General features: G+C 64.4%; 16 protein-coding genes. 9 read left to right on the top strand and 7 right to left on the bottom strand.

Annotation, left to right across the window (positions count from 1 at the left end; translation table 11 throughout):
• The first annotated feature begins 109 nt into the window (after positions 1-109).
• On the top strand, positions 110-436 hold the full coding sequence (locus tag D8Z78_RS10080) for a hypothetical protein (RefSeq protein WP_121630547.1): 327 nt from the start codon (positions 110-112) through the stop codon (positions 434-436).
• Here the strand turns inward: D8Z78_RS10080 and ureC are convergent.
• From ureC to D8Z78_RS10050, 6 genes are all read right to left on the bottom strand, one after another.
• Positions 421-2181 carry an urease subunit alpha gene (gene ureC / locus D8Z78_RS10075; RefSeq protein WP_121630548.1) on the bottom strand — a complete coding sequence of 587 codons (1761 nt, stop codon included), beginning with the start codon at positions 2179-2181 and terminating at the stop codon, positions 421-423. The two genes, D8Z78_RS10080 and ureC, sit on opposite strands and share 16 nt — an antisense overlap.
• Positions 2182-2233: 52 nt before the next feature.
• Positions 2234-2512, bottom strand: coding sequence for an antifreeze protein (locus D8Z78_RS10070; protein WP_128910762.1), 279 nt, complete (start codon positions 2510-2512; stop codon positions 2234-2236).
• Positions 2513-2554: 42 nt separating this feature from the next.
• The gene (locus D8Z78_RS10065; protein ID WP_121630550.1) at positions 2555-2860 is read right to left on the bottom strand and encodes an urease subunit beta; all 306 of its coding nucleotides are present in this window, start codon (positions 2858-2860) and stop codon (positions 2555-2557) included.
• Positions 2857-3021, bottom strand: a complete 165-nt coding sequence (locus tag D8Z78_RS10060; RefSeq protein ID WP_240672076.1) for a hypothetical protein — start codon at positions 3019-3021, stop codon at positions 2857-2859. The genes D8Z78_RS10065 and D8Z78_RS10060 overlap by 4 nt, the downstream gene beginning before the upstream one ends.
• A gap of 66 nt (positions 3022-3087) precedes the next feature.
• Positions 3088-3390, bottom strand: a complete 303-nt coding sequence (locus D8Z78_RS10055) for an urease subunit gamma (RefSeq protein WP_121630551.1) — start codon at positions 3388-3390, stop codon at positions 3088-3090.
• A 3-nt stretch (positions 3391-3393) separates the two neighbouring features.
• Positions 3394-4263, bottom strand: coding sequence for an urease accessory protein UreD (locus tag D8Z78_RS10050; RefSeq protein WP_240672075.1), 870 nt, complete (start codon positions 4261-4263; stop codon positions 3394-3396).
• 354 nt (positions 4264-4617) lie between these two features.
• On the opposite strand from D8Z78_RS10050, the gene urtA reads away from it, so the two are divergent.
• The 5 genes from urtA to urtE all read left to right on the top strand — a co-directional run bounded on the left by urtA (position 4618) and on the right by urtE (position 10637).
• A complete protein-coding gene (urtA, locus tag D8Z78_RS10045) occupies positions 4618-5901 on the top strand; it encodes an urea ABC transporter substrate-binding protein (RefSeq protein ID WP_121630553.1) in 1284 nt (427 codons plus the stop codon).
• A gap of 70 nt (positions 5902-5971) precedes the next feature.
• A complete protein-coding gene (gene urtB, locus D8Z78_RS10040) occupies positions 5972-7903 on the top strand; it encodes an urea ABC transporter permease subunit UrtB (RefSeq protein ID WP_121630554.1) in 1932 nt (643 codons plus the stop codon).
• 121 nt (positions 7904-8024) lie between these two features.
• The gene (gene urtC / locus D8Z78_RS10035; RefSeq protein ID WP_121630555.1) at positions 8025-9197 is read left to right on the top strand and encodes an urea ABC transporter permease subunit UrtC; all 1173 of its coding nucleotides are present in this window, start codon (positions 8025-8027) and stop codon (positions 9195-9197) included.
• Positions 9194-9934, top strand: a complete 741-nt coding sequence (gene urtD / locus D8Z78_RS10030; RefSeq protein ID WP_121630556.1) for an urea ABC transporter ATP-binding protein UrtD — start codon at positions 9194-9196, stop codon at positions 9932-9934. The genes urtC and urtD overlap by 4 nt, the downstream gene beginning before the upstream one ends.
• A 4-nt stretch (positions 9935-9938) precedes the next feature.
• The gene (gene urtE, locus D8Z78_RS10025; RefSeq protein ID WP_121630557.1) at positions 9939-10637 is read left to right on the top strand and encodes an urea ABC transporter ATP-binding subunit UrtE; all 699 of its coding nucleotides are present in this window, start codon (positions 9939-9941) and stop codon (positions 10635-10637) included.
• An 81-nt stretch (positions 10638-10718) separates the two neighbouring features.
• Here the strand turns inward: urtE and D8Z78_RS10020 are convergent, their stop codons facing one another.
• On the bottom strand, positions 10719-12320 hold the full coding sequence (locus tag D8Z78_RS10020) for a glycoside hydrolase family 43 protein (protein ID WP_121630558.1): 1602 nt from the start codon (positions 12318-12320) through the stop codon (positions 10719-10721).
• Between the two features lie 151 nt (positions 12321-12471).
• Here D8Z78_RS10020 and D8Z78_RS10015 point away from each other — a divergent pair, with 151 nt between their 5' ends.
• From D8Z78_RS10015 to D8Z78_RS10005, 3 genes are all read left to right on the top strand, one after another.
• A complete protein-coding gene (locus D8Z78_RS10015) occupies positions 12472-13431 on the top strand; it encodes a sugar phosphate isomerase/epimerase family protein (protein WP_121630559.1) in 960 nt (319 codons plus the stop codon).
• A gap of 67 nt (positions 13432-13498) precedes the next feature.
• Positions 13499-14386, top strand: a complete 888-nt coding sequence (locus D8Z78_RS10010; protein WP_240672073.1) for an amidohydrolase family protein — start codon at positions 13499-13501, stop codon at positions 14384-14386.
• 1 nt (position 14387) lies between these two features.
• Positions 14388-15350 carry an aldo/keto reductase gene (locus D8Z78_RS10005; protein WP_121630560.1) on the top strand — a complete coding sequence of 321 codons (963 nt, stop codon included), beginning with the start codon at positions 14388-14390 and terminating at the stop codon, positions 15348-15350.
• Positions 15351-15399: the final 49 nt, after the last annotated feature.

The raw sequence follows: 15399 nt of genomic DNA, 5'->3' as shown, positions 1-15399 counted from the left end.
AAGGGCAAAGCGGCAAGAACAGCAGCATATCGAAGCATTACGAAGTCCTCATGTGTCAATTCGGACCCACGTTAACGCGGATTTCACCGACCGGCGATAGGCAGGAGCCATGCCAGACCCGATCCTTGCCAGCATGATCGACGAATTGGGGGCGCTGCGCGCGCTGACGACCCAACTCAAGGCGCGCGAGGCGCTGTTGCGCGACCGCATCCTTGCCATGCGCCCGAATGGAACCGTCAGCGGCCAGACCTATGGCTTGACGATCCATCGCAGCACGCATCGCAGGTTCGACCGGCGGCGCCTTCCGGACGAGGTGCAGGCCGATCCGGATTACTGGGTCGAGCGTGACGTGACCAAGGTCAAGACCGAACCGCTCCCCGCCCCGCCCGAGCAGACCGATGTGATCGAACGCGACATGCATCAGAACAGGAAATAGCGCTGCGCCATGGGCAGTTCGGTGGCGGGCTGACAGGTCAGCAACTCGCCATCGGCGCGCACCTCGTAAGTTTCGGGGTTCACCTCGACCTTCGGCAGGGCGTCGTTCAGCTTCAGATCGCGCTTGCCGATGCCACGGGTGTTTTGCACCGCGATGGTTTGCTTGGCGATGCCCAGTTGCTTGCCGATCCCCTCGGCCTGCGCCGCTTCGGACACGAAGACCACGGCGGAATTTTCCACCGCCCGTCCATAGGCCCCAAACATGGGTCGCGAGTAGACTGGCTGGGGCGTCGGGATCGAGGCGTTCGGGTCGCCCATCTGCGCGCAGGCAATGGAGCCGCCGATCAGCACCATCTCGGGTTTGACCCCGAAAAACGCCGGGTTCCACAACACCAAGTCGGCGCGTTTGCCTTCCTCGATGCTGCCGATCTGGTGGCCGATCCCGTGCGCAATCGCCGGGTTGATCGTGTATTTCGCAATATAGCGACGCACGCGGAAGTTGTCGTTGTCGCCCTGCTCCTCGGCCAGCCGCCCGCGCTGCTTCTTCATCTTGTCGGCGGTTTGCCAAGTGCGGATCAGCACCTCGCCCACGCGGCCCATGGCCTGACTGTCCGACGCGATGATCGAGAACGCGCCCATGTCGTGCAGGATATCCTCTGCGGCAATCGTCTCGCGCCGGATGCGGCTTTCGGCAAAGGCCACGTCCTCGGGGATCGATTTATCAAGGTGATGGCAGACCATGAGCATATCGAGATGTTCTTCGATCGTGTTCACGGTGAAGGGCCGTGTCGGGTTGGTCGAGCTGGGCAGCACATTGGCGTCGCCACAGATCTTGATGATGTCCGGCGCGTGACCGCCCCCCGCGCCCTCGGTGTGGAAGGCATGGATCGTCCGGCCCTTCATCGCCGCAACGGTATTCTCGACAAAGCCCGACTCGTTCAACGTATCCGTGTGGATCATCACCTGTACGTCCATCGCATCGGCCACGGTCAGGCAGCAGTCGATGGCGCCGGGCGTGGTCCCCCAATCCTCGTGCAGTTTCAGCGCGCAGGCCCCGGCCTTGACCTGTTCCTCCAGCGCAGCGGGCAGGGACGCATTGCCCTTGCCCGCAAATGCAAGGTTCATCGGAAACGCATCCGCCGATTGGATCATCCGCCCGATATGCCACGGCCCGGGCGTGCAGGTGGTGGCCAGCGTGCCATGCGCAGGCCCGGTGCCGCCGCCCAGCATCGTGGTCAGGCCGGAATGCAGAGCATCCTCGATCTGTTGCGGACAGATGAAATGGATGTGGCTGTCAAAGCCCCCGGCGGTCAGGATGCGCCCCTCACCCGCAATCGCCTCGGTGCCCGGTCCGACAATGATGTTCACGCCCGGTTGGGTATCGGGGTTGCCCGCCTTGCCGATCTTGTGGATGCGTCCGTTCTTCAGCCCGACATCTGCCTTGTAGATACCGGTCCAATCGACGATCAGCGCATTGGTGATGACAGTGTCGACCGCGCCTTCGGCGCGCGTCACCTGTGACTGCCCCATGCCGTCACGGATCACCTTGCCACCACCGAACTTGACCTCCTCGCCATAGCCCAGCGCGTTGGCGCCTGTCCCACCGGTACGGGCCGCGCCGACCGCCTCTGCGGTCAGGTCGCGCTCGACCTCGATGATCAGATCGGTATCGGCCAGCCGCAGCCGGTCGCCGGTGGTGGGGCCGAACATCGCGGCATAGTCAGAGCGCTTGATCGTTGCGGGCATCTCGTCTCTCCTGTCAGGCGAACCCGTATCGGGCCGGTCTGAAAAATGGTCTCTATGGCTTGCGCGGGCCGCTGCGTGTCAGACGCCGCTGATTGGCCCGGGCCGTGCGCCGGGCGGGGCCAAACCCCTCCAGCATGATGATCTCGGCTGATTTGCCCTCCAGAGCCGCGCGGATCGCAGCGGAGCCGCCGCGTGCAAAGGCCAACTGTTTCTCGCGCACCATCCGCGTGCCTTCATGAGGCGACACGGCCCACAGGCCCGTCACCCCAAGCATACGCATCCAGATCACCGCGCTTGCCTCCATCGCGAGCGAGCCGAAATAGATCTGCATGCGCAAGGTACGAAACGGATCGGGCCACGGCAGGTGCATCGCCTACAGGTCCCCCATGACCTTCTGGTTGAACCCGAATATCCGCCGCGCACCCCCCACGGGGATCAGGTTCACCTCGCGGCGCTGGCCCGGCTCGAACCGCACCGCCGTCCCGGCAGCGATGTCCAGCCTGCGCCCGCGCGCCGCGTCGCGGTCGAAATCCAGCGCCGGGTTGGCCTCGGCGAAATGGTAATGCGAGCCGACCTGCACAGGTCGGTCGCCCGTATTGGCGACCATCAGGGTGATGGCTTCGGCACCTTCGTTCAGCACAAGCTCGCCCTCGGCGGGGAACAACTCGCCGGGGATCATTTGCGCGACACCGCGACCAACCCCGCCGCGCCGATCAGCACAAGGGCGATGACAACGTTCAGCCAATTGCCCGCCCCATGCGGATGCAGATGCGCGCCCTCATGCGCCCAAGCCGGAGCCGCGCTTGCGCACCCGACAAAGACCATACCAAACCGCTTCATCATTTTCTGACAACTCCCTGTTTCTTCTTGGTAAAAAATACCCAATTCCGCACCATCCACCCGCGCTCAGCGGATGGGCTCATGCACTGTGACCAGCTTGGTCCCGTCCGGAAACGTCGCCTCGACCTGCACTTCGTGGATCATCTCGGGGATGCCCTCCATGCATTGGTCGCGCGTGATGACCTCGGCGCCCGCCTGCATCAGGTCCGCCACGGACCGCCCGTCCCGCGCGCCTTCGACCACCGCGTCGGTGATCAGGGCGATCGCCTCCGGGTAGTTCAGCTTCACGCCTCGGGACAGCCGCTTGCGGGCCACCTCGGCTGCCATGGCAACCAGCAGCTTGTCTTTTTCGCGGGGGGTCAATTGCATCGTTCAAAGTCTCCAGGACGTCGGCAGTGTATCGGCGCTGAGCCTGTCCAGCACGGGAACGAGGCTGCGGCGCAGTTCGTGGGAATCGGCGGCAAGAAGGCGCAGCGCCAGCACGTCCGACCGAAGCAGGGAGGCTCCGCCGGTCGCAGGCAGCAGGCCGCGCAGCGCCGTCAGGTGTGAGTCAGCATCGGGCGCGACATACAGAACGCTGGCCATCGCACCCGCCCCTGCGCCGGTGGCCCGGCGCGCCATCAGCGCCAAGGCGTCACCGTCCAGATGCAGCGCGTCATGATACAGCGGCACGCCCTCGCGATTGACGGAAATGCGGTCGTCGAAGGCCACGGCGCGCAGCGTTTCGCCCATGGCCGCGCGGCCAAGAACGATCGGCTCGACCAGCAGCAGGCGTGCATCGGCGGCAAGGGTGCAGCTCAGGCGGCGACGCAGCGAAGCGCCCTCGAACAGGATCAGTTCCTGTGGCAACCAATGCATCACCGCTCCGGACTCGACCGAAAGCTCGGTTTCCATCCGGGCGAAACCGCTGGCCGCGCGATAGGCGCGCTCGGCCGCCTGCGTCGTGACGCTCAGCCGTGACCCGGCTCCGGCACGCGCGTTGATCTCGAGGTGGTCGCCGCCGGTCAAACCGCCCGCAGTATTGATGGCAATCGCTTCGACGCGGCCGGGACGACGGGGGAAAAGCGCCTTCATGCTGCCGATGCTGCGCAGACGGTCGATCGCGCTGACCGTGCCGCGCGCTTTCGTGCTCAGGTCCAGACGCCCTTGCGCACGCGGCTGTGCCACGGCGCCCGCCTCTGGTTCCTTGCGCAATTGCAACATCTTGCCGGTCGCCCCGCTGTCCCTGTTTCGCCTCTTCATTCAGCATGTGAGCACCAAAGGCACAACGATTCCGCCAAGATCCGCCATCCAGCCACGGCCGTGCGTCCAAAAATTAATCAAAATCGAGAAAATACGATCAATAATTAATCAGACCATGCCATTCCCACGCCCCTCCCCCGCAGAACGTTGACCAAAAGGAAGCATCGGAGAATGACTCGACCTGCCCGCTCCGCTCGCCATGACGGCCTACTGGACAAGGGTGTGTGACGACCCGACGAATTGGACCTCGTGAACCGGGCCGCCACACGGGATGCAACATAAGTTGCGGAAGGAGTGCTACGCGCCAAGACCCGTTGGCGCAAGAGGCACCTTGCCTTCCGCGAGGAGACAGGAATGACCAAACTGACCAAGATGCTCGCCAGCGCCGCCTCCATGGCCCTGATCGCAGGCGCAGCTTCCGCCGCCGACTGCCCGATCAAGGTGGGCGTGCTGCACTCGCTGTCCGGCACCATGGCGATCTCGGAAACGACGCTGAAAGACACGATGGAGATGCTGGTCGCGGCCCAGAACGAAAAGGGCGGCGTGCTGGGATGCGAGCTTGAGGCGGTCGTGGTCGACCCGGCCTCCGACTGGCCGCTGTTTGCCGAAAAGGCCCGCGAGCTTCTGACCGTGCACGAGGTCGACGTGATCTTTGGCAACTGGACCAGCGTGTCGCGCAAATCCGTGCTGCCGGTGATCGAGGAACTCAACGGCCTGCTCTTCTACCCGGTGCAATACGAGGGCGAGGAATCGTCGAAGAACGTCTTCTACACCGGCGCCGCGCCGAACCAGCAGGCGATCCCGGCGGTGGATTACTTCCTAGAGGAACTGGGCGTCGAGAAATTCGCGCTGCTCGGCACCGACTACGTCTATCCGCGCACCACGAACAACATTCTCGAAAGCTACCTGAAGGACAAGGGCATCGCGGCCGAGGACATCTTTGTCAACTACACCCCCTTCGGCCATTCCGATTGGGCGACCATCGTGTCCGATGTCACTGCGCTCGGCGCCGATGGCAAGCAGGTCGGCGTGATCTCGACGATCAACGGCGACGCCAATATCGGTTTCTACAAGGAACTGGCCGCTGCCGGCGTGTCCGCCGATGACATCCCCGTCGTCGCCTTCTCGGTCGGCGAAGAGGAACTGTCCGGTCTGGATACCTCGAACCTCGTCGGCCACCTTGCCGCGTGGAACTACTTCATGTCCGCCGACACGCCCGCCAATGCCGAGTTCATCAAGCAGTGGCACGCCTTCATCGGTTCCGAGGACCGCGTGACCAACGACCCGATGGAAGCGCATTACATCGGCTTCAACATGTGGGTGAACGCGGTCGAGCAGGCGGAGACCACCGATGTCGACGCCGTGCGCGAAGCGATGTGGGGGCAGGAATTCCCGAACCTGACCGGCGGCATGGCCGTCATGGGCACCAACCACCACCTGTCCAAACCGGTGCTGATCGGTGAAATCCGCGCCGATGGCCAGTTCGACATCATCTCGTCGACGGACCCGGTGCCGGGTGACGCATGGACCGACTTCCTTCCGGAATCCGCAGTGCTGGAATCCGATTGGAAGGACCTCCAGTGCGGCATGTACAACACCGAGACCTCGACCTGCGTGCAGATCAAGTCGAACTACTAAGCTGACCTTGGGTAGGATGGGTGATCACCCATCCTACTTCCCCCACTCTCCCCGAAAGACAGGTCCCTAAATGCTCCGTGTCCTTCTCACGGCCCTGGCTCTGCTGTGGCTGCCGCTGGCCAGCCTTGCCCAAGACCTCCAGTCCATCCTGCAAGAGCATCAGGCCGAGGTCGCCAAGCCCTCGCGCAGCAGTGTCGGCCCGGTTCTGGAGGCCCTCACCGCGTCCGGCCTTCCCGGCGTTCCGGCTTTCCTGAACAATTGGCAGGACAAGAACGTGCACGTCAGAGAAGAGGACGGCCTGTTCTTCCTCGTCGAAGAGACCGGCGACACCGTGACCCTGCTGGACATCGCCACGGCCGAGCCCGTTGCCGAAGGCGTCGACCCCGGCACCCTCGACCAGATCCGCCCCAATGGCGGCGTGCGTCGCGCCATCTCCGAAGCGCTCGTGCAGTTCCAATTGTCCGACCCCGACATCACCCGCCGGATGGAGGCGCTGGACGCGATTTCGCGCAACCTCGACCCCGACCAGCTTGGCCCGCTACAAGGCTCCATCGCCAACGAGCCCGACCCGGCGCTCAAGCTGCGCAAGCAACGGCTCGCCAATTACCTGATCGCGCGCTTTGGCGAGACGCGTGATGACCGCATCGAGGCGATCGACGCGCTCTCGGACGATCTCTCCGTCGATGGCCGCGCCGTGCTGTCGCAAATCCTAACCACCCGCACCGAGATGGCGCAAGAGATCCCACAGGACGTCAACCTCGCCCGCATCCTCGACCTGCCCCGCGAGGAGGCCTACGCCATGATCGCCGCGCAGGCCGACCTGCCGCCGCTGCTGGACGAAAATGCGCTGCGCAGCACGTTGGAACCGCATGTGGAAAACGGTCGCGTCGGCGGCATTCCCGTGGGCCAACTGGCCACGACCGAGGCGCGCCTGATGGCCTATGACGCACTCGCCGCGCAAGGTACGCTCCCGCCCCGCGCCCTGCCCCGCCAGATAGATGAGACGCTGGCCAACTGGACCATATACGAGGCCTATGACGAGCCAGAAACCGCCATCACCGACGCCGCATTGGCCGCGCAAAAAGGCGTGCAGACCCGTGTCGCCGCCAGCCAGTTTGCCGATATCTCGCTGGATGCGCTGTCGCTGGCCTCGATCTACTTCCTCGCCGCCATCGGGCTGGCCATCACCTTCGGCGTGATGGGCGTCATCAACATGGCCCATGGCGAGTTCATCATGATGGGCGCTTATACGGGCTACGTGGTCCAGCAATTCGTGCCCAACTACACGGCGTCTCTGATCGTCGCCCTGCCGCTGGCCTTCCTCATCACCTTCGCCGCCGGTGTGGCGATGGAACGTCTGGTCATCCGCTGGCTCTACAACCGCCCGCTGGAAACCCTGCTGGCGACTTTCGGCATCTCCATCGCGCTGCAACAGCTGGCCAAGAACATCTTCGGCACGCAGGCCCGCCCGCTGACCTCTCCCGGCTGGCTGGACGGCGCATGGCAGATCAACGACGTGATTTCCATCAGCTACATCCGCATCGCAATCTTCGTCCTTGCGCTGCTGTTCCTCGGCCTTCTCCTGTTTATCCTCAAGAAGACCCGCCTCGGGCTGGAGGTCCGCGCCGTCACCCAAAACCCCCGCATGGCCGCGTCGATGGGCATCAACCCCGACAAGATCAAGATGATGACCTTTGGCCTCGGCTCCGGCATCGCGGGCATCGCCGGCGTCGCCATCGGCCTTTATGCAAAGGTCACCTCGGAAATGGGCGCCGACTACATCGTCCAAAGCTTCATGACCGTGGTCGTGGGCGGCGTCGGCAATGTCTGGGGCACGCTCGCGGGCGCAGGGCTGATCGGCATCCTGCAAAAGGGCATCGAGTGGTTCAACCCGTCCAACACGCTGGCGGCCCAGACCTACATGATCCTCTTCATCATCCTGTTCATCCAGTTCCGTCCCAAGGGCATCGTCGCCCTCAAGGGCCGCGCCGCGGGGGATTGATCATGCATCCGCCCTGCCCCCCGCCCCATGCTTCTTTGGTCCCGAAATACCTCGGGGTGAATGCGCGCCAGCGCAGAGGGGCAGCGCCCCTTTCCCCCGCCGCCAAACGCGGAGCCGTCTCATGAGCACACCCAATCGCAGCTTCCTTGCACAAAACCCCTCGGTCCTCTGGTTCCTCGGCTTTCTCGGCCTGTTCACCCTGCTGGTGACGGTCTTCTCCGAGGCGACGGGCACCGGCGTCATCTCCACCTCCTTCGTCAAGACGCTGGGCAAGATCCTGTGCCTGTGCCTGATCGCCATCGCGATGGACGTGGTCTGGGGCTATTGCGGCATCCTCAGCCTTGGCCACTTCGCCTTCTTCGGGATCGGCGGCTATGCGATCGGCATGTGGCTGATGTATGCCCGGACCGAGGGCATCGTGGCCGACAGCCTCGCCGCGCAGGCCATTCCCCCCACCGCCTCCGAGCTGTCAGATGCCGTTGCCAGCCAGATCTTCGGCGTGGTCGGCGCGTCCGAATTCCCGCCGATCTGGGCCTTTGCCCATTCTCTGCCGCTTCAACTGCTGATGGTGGTGCTGGTCCCCGGCCTTCTGGCGCTGGTCTTTGGCTGGCTGGCCTTCCGGAGCCGCGTCACCGGCGTCTACCTGTCGATCCTGACGCAGGCCATGACGCTGGCCCTGTCGCTGTGGCTGTTCCAGAACGACTCTGGCCTGCGCGGCAACAATGGCCTCTCGGGCCTGCAAAACATCCCCGGTTTCGAGGAAACCCCTCAGGCGCTGATCTCGATCTGGTTCTTCTGGGCCTCCGCCGCGGCGCTCGGCCTTGGCTACGTGCTGTTCGCCTGGGTCGTGTCGGGCAAGATGGGCAGCGTGATCCGCGCCATCCGCGACGACGAGGCGCGCGTGCGCTTCCTTGGTTACCATGTCGAAAGCTACAAGCTGTTCGTCTTCACTCTGACGGCGATCGTCGCGGGCATCGCGGGTGCGCTCTATTACCCGCAGGCGGGCATCATCAACCCGGCGGAAATCGCGCCCATTGCATCGATCTACCTTGCCGTCTGGGTCGCCATCGGCGGGCGGGGCCGCCTTTATGGCGCGGTCCTTGGCACGGTCTTCGTCACGCTGGCCTCCAGCTGGTTCACCGGCGGCAGCGCGCCGGATGTGAACCTTGGCGTCTACACGATCAAATGGACGGATTGGTGGCTGGTGCTGCTGGGCGTGTCCTTCGTCGCGGTCACGCTGTTCGCGCCACAGGGCCTTGGCGGGCTGGTCGACAAACTCCGGAGGAAAGCATGAGCACCCTACTCGAACTGTCCGGCGTCTCTGTCTCTTTCGACGGGTTCAAGGCCATCAATAATCTCTCATTTCAAATCGGGGAGCCTGAACTGAGGGCCATCATCGGCCCCAACGGCGCGGGCAAGACGACCTTCATGGACATCATCACCGGCAAGACCAAACCGGATGAGGGCCGCGTGATCTGGGGCGACAAGAACATCTCGCTTCTGGGCCTCTCCGAAAGCCAGATCGCGCGTGAGGGCGTCGGCCGCAAATTCCAGAAACCCACCGTGTTCGAGGCGCAGACCGTGCGCGAAAACCTCGCCATGGCGCTGAAAAACCCGCGCGGGCCGTTCGACGTGCTGTTCTACAAAAAAACCAAGCGCGGCGCCGAGCGGGTCGAGGCTATCGCCGAACAGATCGGGTTGACTGACAGCCTGACCCGCCTTGCGGGCGAGCTGTCCCACGGGCAAAAGCAATGGCTGGAGATCGGCATGTTGCTCGCACAGGAACCGCGCCTGCTGCTGGTCGACGAACCCGCCGCCGGCATGACCCCGGCGGAGCGCGAGAAAACCACCGAGATGCTGGTCGAAGCCGCCAAGACCCGCGCCGTCGTCGTGGTCGAGCATGACATGGAATTCGTCCGCCGCCTGAATTGCAAGGTCACGGTGCTGAACGAGGGCTCGGTTCTGGCCGAGGGGTCGATCGACCATGTCACCTCCGACCCTCAAGTCATCGACGTCTATCTGGGGCGCTGAAAACATGTTCATGATCAAAGACCTGACCCTGCATTATGGCCGCAGCCAGATCCTGTACGATATCTCGATGCAGGCCGCGCCCGGCGCCGTCACCTGCCTGATGGGGACGAACGGCGTGGGCAAGACGTCGTTGCTGAAGGCGATTTCCGGCACCCATCCGCGCTCGGGCGGCGAGATGGCCCTGAACGGTCAGGAGATGCCGCAAAACATGCCCGCGCATCAGCGCGCGCAACTGGGTGTGGGCTACGTCCCGCAGGGGCGCGACATCTTCCCCTTGATGACGGTGAAGGAGAACCTTGAAACCGGGTTCGCCTGCCTGCCCAAGTCAGAGCATATCATCCCCGACGAAGTGTTCGAGCTGTTCCCGATCCTCAAGGACTTCCTCGCGCGGCGCGGCGGCGACCTGTCAGGCGGGCAGCAACAACAGCTGGCCATCGCCCGCGCGATGATCGCCAAGCCGAAATTGCTGCTGCTGGACGAGCCGACCGAGGGCATTCAGCCCAACATCATCAAGCAGATCGGCGAGGTCATCAAATACCTGCGCGACAAGGGCGACATGGCGATCATCCTCGTCGAGCAGTTCTTTGACTTTGCCTTCGACCTCGGGGATCACTTCGTTGCACTTGAACGCGGGGCGGTGATCCACGATGCACCGAAGGCAGACACCCCCCGCGAGGTGCTGCTGAAGAAGGTGTCGGTCTGAGCCAACACGCGCCCCGGGCAAAGACCCGGGGCCTCCACCTTGGTTCCGACCCAGAGGTCCCGGGTCTTTGCCCAGGACGGGTTACAAGGGCACGTACTCGAAGCGCGAAAACTCGGCTGGCATACCCTGCCCCGTCAGGTCGAAGGCCGCCATACCGACGAAATTGCCGGTAAACGACCCATGCGCCCCGCGCCCCCCCTCGTCCGACAGGACGGCGGCGTCCAGCTCCGGGCCGAACTTCTCCCAGTCCTTGCCCTGCCGGATCCAGAACTGCTGCAAGGCGTTCTTGGTCACCACCGACAGCTCGATCGGCCCGTCTCCGATGGGCATCGGCGGCACGGGAAACTCCAGCTTGCCGTCCGGATGGTCCCCCGGACAGGACAGGATCGTCACGCACCGCCCCATGCGCGGTTCCAAAGTGACCGCGAGGAAGTGGAACTTGAACCGGTTGTAATAGGTCACGAGCCCCGCATTCTGCTGGTAGGTCGTGGGCTCAAACGCCGTCAGGACCGTTTCGGCGCGATAGGACAGGTGTTCCTGCCGCCGCGCAACCAGCGCCTGCTCGAACCACGAGCCGATGCTTTCACGCGCGTAGAGACGCAGCGCCTTGCCGGTCAGTTCAAAAATCCTGTCAGGCTCGGGCGTGCGCAACCACTGGAATTCCGGCGGCAGGGTCCGTTCGTTGAAGATACGATGCGTTGCCGGGGCGGGGCGCGTCTCGGCCTCGTGCGGTACGTCGACCCTCGGGACCTCTGACCCGGTTTCCGGGTAGAGCCAGCCATCCCGCCAGACACAACGCTCGATCCCCGTCTCGCGCCCAAGCGGCGAGAAGCCGGGCGCGCGCCTGCGCCCTAGCTTGTCGATGGGGCGCGAGCACAGGAAGGTGTGATAGGTCTCGCCCTCGGGCGTCTCTACGATCTGGCCGTGACCGACACGCTGCAAGGGGCTGGACGGTGTCTCATTCGCGGTGAACAGATGGACGTCCGGGTGCATCTCATAGGGCCCCAGCACGTTGCGACTGCGGGCCATGGTCACCGCGTGGTCATAGCTGGTGCCGCCCTCGGCGGTGGTCAGGTAGTACCAGCCGTCGCGCTTGTGCAAATGCGGCGCCTCGGTCAGCCCAAGGGGCGAGCCCGCAAAGATGTTCTTCGGTTGCCCGATCAAGCCGTGTTCAGGGTGCCATTCCTGACAAAGGATGCCGTCGAAGGCGGGGTGTTTGGGGCTGCCGCCCACGGACTGGCTGCGGTGGTTCCACTGCATGTTGACGAACCACTTGCGCCCGTCATCGTCATGGAACAGCGACGGATCGAAACCGGACGAGTTCACATAGACGCGCGGCGACCAATCGCCGTCGATCGTCGCGCAGGTGGTGATGTAGTTGTGCGCGTCCTTGAAGTTACCGTCATAGCGTTTGACATCCGTGTAGACCAGCCAGAACAGCCCGTCCGCATGGGACAGACACGGCGCCCAGATGCCGCAACTGTCGGGATTGCCGCGCATGTCCAGCAGGTCGGGGCGGTTCAAGGGACGGGCACACAACTCCCAGTTGGCCAGATCGGTCGAACGGAAGATTTGCACGCCCGGATACCATTCGAAGGTCGAAGTGGCGATGTAGTAGGTGTCCCCCACCCGGCAGATCGACGGGTCGGGGTTGAAACCGGGCAGGATCGGGTTGCGGATCATTCTGGTAGATTTCCTGATGTCGGATCGTGGATGTCCCATCCTAGGCATGAGCCACGCGGATATGCACGCCCCGTTTGCGCGAATTCGGCGGATGAAACCGAGGCTTTACCTTTGTCGCGCTAATGTCGCGCCAACAAAAGGAAAAGCATAGATGAAACTTGGATTCGTATCCGACAGCCTTGCGCATCTGCCCCTGCCCGAGATGCTGGATCACGCGGTCAGGATGGGCGTCGGCGGTGTCGAGATCACCACTGGCGGCTGGTCCGCCGCACCGCATGTCGACCTGCAGGCCCTGCGCGACAGTGCGGCCGCGCGGCGCGCCTTTCGGACGGAATTCGAGGCGCGCGGACTGCAACTTCTGGCATTGAATGCCATCGGAAATCCCCTGCATCCGAACAACCGCGATCATGCCGACTGCCTTGTCGATACCTTGCGCGCGGCGGGCGAACTGGGCGTGCCCAGGGTGTGCTCGGCCTCCGGTCTGCCGGGCGGCGGGCCGAACGACCTGACGCCGAACTGGATCGTCACCAGTTGGCCACCGGAAACCCGCGACATTCTGCACTACCAGTGGGAGGAATGCCTGATCCCGTTCTGGAACGGCATCGCCATGGTGGCCCGCGACGCGGGAGTCGATCAGATCGCGCTGGAATTGCGCGACAACCAATGCGTCTACAACGTGGCCACCCTGATGACCCTTCGCGAGGAAATCGGTCCGCTGATCGGCGCGGCCCTCAACCCCGCGCAGCAGGTGTGGATGGGTGCCGATCCGATGGCGGTGGCAGGGGCGCTTGGCGAGGCGATCTATCATGTCCATGCCAAGGATACGATGCTCAATCCCGCGGTGCAGGCTGTCTCGTCGCTGCTGGAAACCGGTTCGCTGATGGATGTCGGTGCCCGCAGCTGGAGCCATGTGACCATCGGGATCGGTCACGGTGCGGACTGGTGGCAAAGGTTCTGCTATCACCTCCGCGTCGCGGGCTATGATGGCTGGCTGTCCATCGATCACCGGGACGTCGTTCTGGGGGCGGTCGAGGGGTTGGAAAAATCCGTTCAGCTTCTGCGCGGCGTTCTGCCCGTCGACCCGCCGGAGGAAGCCGCCCAAGCGTACTAAGCGCCCCGCCCCCAGTGATCGGGCACCGGCAATCCGCTGTCGCGCCGAGGCCGAGCATCCTGTACGCATGATGACGGGACCGCCGGACAGTTTCGCCGGCCAAGCGACCATGGGAGGACGGCAGGTGGAAATCGTCGATGCACATCAGCATTTCTGGCATCCGGCGCGGGGCGATTATGGCTGGATGCCGGCCAACGATCCCGTGCTGTCCCGGCCCTACGGCCCGACTGACCTCGCACCGGCCCTGAGCGCGGCGGGCGTGTCGCAGACCGTCCTCGTGCAGGCCGCGCCCAGCCTTCACGAGACGGAATACCTGCTTGGAATCGCCGACGCGACGCCGCATGTGGCGGCGGTGGTCGGCTGGATCGACTTCGAGGACCGGGGGCAGCTTGCGGCCTTGCAACGCCTCGCCCGCCACCCAAAGCTGAAGGCGATCCGCCCGATGATTCAGGACATTCCCGACGATGACTGGATGCTGCGCGACGATGTGCAATGGGCGTTCGAGGCGTTGATTGATCTCGACCTGCGCTTTGATGCGCTTGGATTTCCGCGTCATATCAGCCGGTTCCAGACGCTGTTGACGCGCCACCCGTCCCTGCGCTGCGTGATCGACCATTGCCTGAAACCACAGATCCGCGATGGCGCCTTTGACGACTGGGCCGAGGGTCTGCGCGCCCTCGCCCGCACCGGCGCCTTCTGCAAACTGTCCGGCCTCGTGACCGAGGCCGGCCCCGGTTGGACGCTGGACGAGCTGCGCCCCTATGTCAGCCACGTGCTCGACATCTTCGGCCCGCAGCGCGTCATGTGGGGCTCTGACTGGCCGGTGCTGCGCCTGCGCGCGGAGTATCAGGACTGGCTCGACGCGGCGCAGACCCTGACCGCGCATCTGGACGCGACCGACCGCGCCCGTGTATTCGGGGGCACGGCACGCGCGTTCTACGGATTGGAGCCCTGAGATGAAAAGATACGCCCTCGGCAAGACCGACCTCGACGTCACCGAGCTGTGTTTCGGGGCATCGGGCCTTGGCGACATGCCCGACACCTACGGCTATTCGGTGGATACGGAACGCGCGCTTGCCACGATCCGGGCGATCTTTGACGGGCCAGTGAATTTCCTCGACACGTCGCGGATTTACGGCATGGGCCGGTCCGAGGAACGCATCGGCGCGGTGATCCGCGAGCGCGGCGGCCTGCCCGACGGGTTCGTCCTGTCGACCAAGCTCGACCGTTGCCCGGAGACGGGGCGCTTTGACGCGGCGCGGGTGCGCCAGTCGGTCGAGGAAAGCCTGACCGCCCTCGGACTGGACAGCATTCCGCTGCTGCACCTGCACGACCCAGAGCACGCGCGCGACCTGCAGGAGATCACCCGCGAGGGCGGTGCATTGGACGAGCTGTTCAAGCTGAGGGAAGAGGGGATCGCGCAGGCGGTCGGCCTCGCCATGGGGCGGCTCGCCCTGATGGAGCCGATGGTGCGCGCAAACCCGTTCGACGCCATCGTTTCGCACAACCGGTTCACCTTGCTGAACCGCTCGGCCACGGGGCTGTTCGAGTATTGCTACGATGCCGACATCGCCGTGCTGAATGCCGCGCCCTATGCGGGCGGCGTGCTGGCCAAGGGCGCGACCGAGATGCCCCGCGTCACCTATATGGACGCGACCGAGGATGCGCTGGCGCCGGTCCGACGCATCGAACGCATCTGCTCGGACTGGGGCATCGCCCCCGGCGCCGCTGCGCTTGGCTTTTCGCTGCGCGATCCGCGCGTGACGGCGACCGTCATCGGCGTGACCAAGCCCGAGCGCGTCCAGCAGACGTTGGACTGGGCGGCGACATCGCTCCCCGCAGGCCTTTGGGACGAATTGGACGCGCTGCCCTTCGAGATGACCGACCCAGAGGCGAACCGCGTCTACCGGCCCGGCTGAACGCGGACGGCCCCGAACCACCGCTGCGCCCAAGCCATTTCGGAAATTG

Source organism: Tropicibacter alexandrii (assembly GCF_003667315.2).
In the GTDB taxonomy this organism is placed as follows: Bacteria; Pseudomonadota; Alphaproteobacteria; order Rhodobacterales; family Rhodobacteraceae; genus Tropicibacter; species Tropicibacter alexandrii.
Note: the sequence above shows the minus strand (reverse complement) of the source record. Positions and strands in the feature narration are given on the sequence as shown.